Raw genomic sequence first — 2005 nt, 5'->3', positions numbered from 1 at the left:
CGCCCGCGAGCGGGTCCGAGCCCGAGGCGCGGGAGATCGACCCCTCCCGCCCGCTCACCTACGGCGAGGCGCAGGATGCCCGCCGCCGCGCCGAGCGCGAGCGCGGCGAGGACTAGCCGGGCGACCGGCGACCGCGTGCGACGGATGCACCGGCGACTCCCAGCGTGGGCGCCTACCGTGACGATCATGCGCAGCACCACCGGCCCCGAGAGCGGTCCGACGCCGCTCGAGCAGACGGTGCGCGCGGAGATCGCCGCCGCCGAACGGCCCGACCGTCCCGTGCGACGGTGGCTGCGCGGCATCCGTCGCCGGATCGACCGCCACCCCCGCCTGCGCTTCGCCTACCGCATCGGCGTGGGCGTGCTCGGCGGCGTGATCGCCGTCGCGGGCCTGGCGCTCGTGCCGCTCCCCGGGCCCGGATGGCTCGTCGTGTTCCTCGGCCTCGCCATCCTCGGCACCGAGTTCGCCTGGGCACGCCGGCTGGCGGCGTGGGTCAAGCGCATGCTCGACCGCTTCTGGGCCTGGTGGAAGGCGCGCCGCGCCGCACGAGCCGCCTGAGTGAGCCCTCCGCCGAGCGGCGTCAGCGCCGGGCGCCGCGCACCCAGGCCTCGACCTCGTCGGCCGTGCGGGGGATGCCCGCCGAGAGGTTCTCGGCGCCGTCGGCCGTCACGAGGATGTCGTCCTCGATGCGCACGCCGATCCCGCGGAACTCCTCGGGGACGGTGAGGTCGTCGGCCTGGAAGTAGAGGCCCGGCTCGATGGTGAAGACCATGCCCGGCTCGAGCACGCCGTCCATGTACATCGACCGGCGAGCCTCGGCGCAGTCGTGCACGTCGAGGCCCAGGTGGTGGCTCGTGCCGTGCACCATGTAGCGGCGGTGGAACTGGTTCTCGGGCTGCAACGACTCCTCCGCCGACACCGGGAGGAAGCCCCACTCGGCGGTCCGCTTCGCGATGACCTCCATCGCGGCGGCGTGGATCTCGCGGAAGACGACGCCGGGGCGCACGATGCGGAACGCGGCATCCGCCGCCTCGAGCACGGCCTCGTAGACCCGGCGCTGCACCGGCGAGAAGGTGCCGTTCACCGGGAACGTGCGCGTGATGTCGGCCGTGTAGTAGCTGTCCATCTCGACGCCCGCGTCGAGCAGCACCAGGTCGCCGGGGACGACGGCGCCGTCGTTGCGGGTCCAGTGCAGGATGGTCGCGTGCGGGCCGGCCGCGGCGATCGAGGCGTAGCCGACGTCGTTGCCGTCGAGGCGGGCGCGCGTGGCGAAGACGCCCTCGATGACGCGCTCGCCGCGCACCTCGCTCGTGATGCGCGGCAGCTCGGCGAGCACCTCGGCGAAGCCGCGCTCGGTCGCGTCGACCGCGGCGCGGAGCTCCGCGACCTCGAAGTCGTCCTTCACGAGGCGCAGCTCGGAGAGCACGCGCGCGAGCTCGGCGTCGGGCTCGTGCTCGGAGTTCACCTCGAGGCTGAACGGTGCGTCGGACGCGTTCGTCGACAGCGCCTCCTCGGCGGCGAAGCGCAGGCGGGCGTGGTCGATGCGCTCGGTGATCGCGGCGTCGGCCTCGCGGACGACGAGCGTCGCGGTGTCGACCGAGTTCACGACCGAGTCGAAGTCGGCGATGCCGCGCGTACCGAGCTGCAGGTCGGCGGCGACGTGCGCGAGCGAGGGGCGCGGGCCGATCCAGAACTCGCCGATGGCGGGATTGGCGTAGAACTCCTCGCTGTCGCGCCCGGCGCGCTCGCGGAAGTAGACGGTCGCCTCGTGACCGCCGTCGCCGGCGGGTTCGAGCACGAGCACGGCGCCCGGCTCGGAGTCCGAGCCCCAGCCGGTCAGGTGCGCGAACGCGGAGTGCGCGCGGAACGGGTAGTCGGTGTCGTTCGCGCGCTGCTTCATGTCGCCGGCGGGGATCACGAGTCGCTGCCCGGGGAACGCGGCCGAGACCGTCGCGCGACGGGCGGCCGCGTGCGCGGCCTGCGGGCGAGCCTCGGGCAGGCGCTC

At 74.3% G+C, this 2005-nt stretch carries 2 protein-coding genes; one reads left to right on the top strand and one right to left on the bottom strand.

The window, feature by feature from the left end; genetic code table 11:
- Positions 1–186: 186 nt before the first annotated feature.
- Positions 187–558: a TIGR02611 family protein gene (locus tag ESO86_RS16020; protein WP_129235844.1), complete on the top strand. Its 372-nt coding sequence runs from the start codon at positions 187–189 to the stop codon at positions 556–558.
- 22 nt (positions 559–580) lie between these two features.
- Here ESO86_RS16020 and ESO86_RS16015 read toward each other — a convergent pair.
- Positions 581–2005 (bottom strand): aminopeptidase P family protein (locus tag ESO86_RS16015; RefSeq protein ID WP_165308056.1); only part of this gene is annotated, 1425 nt, incomplete at its 5' end.

The sequence above is a fragment of the Agromyces binzhouensis genome (assembly GCF_004135055.1).
GTDB classification, from domain to species: Bacteria; Actinomycetota; Actinomycetes; order Actinomycetales; family Microbacteriaceae; genus Agromyces; species Agromyces binzhouensis.
Note: the sequence above shows the minus strand (reverse complement) of the source record. Positions and strands in the feature narration are given on the sequence as shown.

What these genes read in the sequence shown, in the direction of transcription:
- ESO86_RS16020 (WP_129235844.1), top strand. Translation starts at nt 187, where the DNA reads ATGCGCAGCACCACCGGCCCCGAGAGCGGTCCGACGCCGCTCGAGCAG.